Origin of the sequence: Thermorhabdus hydrogeniformans, assembly GCF_049310025.1 — a bacterium.
Lineage (GTDB): Bacteria > Bacillota > Thermosediminibacteria > Thermosediminibacterales > Tepidanaerobacteraceae > JBJYKD01.
The window spans coordinates 1-275 of sequence record NZ_JBJYKD010000125.1 but is presented as its reverse complement, the minus strand read 5'-3'; the positions used below and the strand labels follow the sequence as shown (position 1 = coordinate 275).

The following is a 275-nucleotide window of genomic DNA, read 5'->3' as shown; positions in this document are numbered from 1 at the left end:
CTTGAGCTTGTAGACTCAATAATTAGAAGTGAGAGCTGGAAGATTTTTTCAGCAGTTGAGAGATTTACTCAGGAAAAGGACAGGGCTCAGGAGCTTTTGGAGATCATGATGCTTTGGTTCAGAGACCTTTTGGTTTACAAGGCAACAGAAGACATGGAGCTAGTAATAAACAGAGATAAAGAGAAATTGTTATCAGAACAAACTTTCCTGGATTTCGATAGAATTAATGATATAATAAAGAAGATACAAGATACGTCCATTAATATTCAGTTGAA

The 275-nt window shown here is 35.6% G+C and carries 1 protein-coding gene; it reads left to right on the top strand.

Going from position 1 to position 275, the window contains the following annotated elements:
- A partial coding sequence (locus ACKX14_RS15775; protein WP_422449336.1) for a DNA polymerase III subunit delta' C-terminal domain-containing protein occupies window positions 1-275 on the top strand: 275 nt, incomplete at both ends.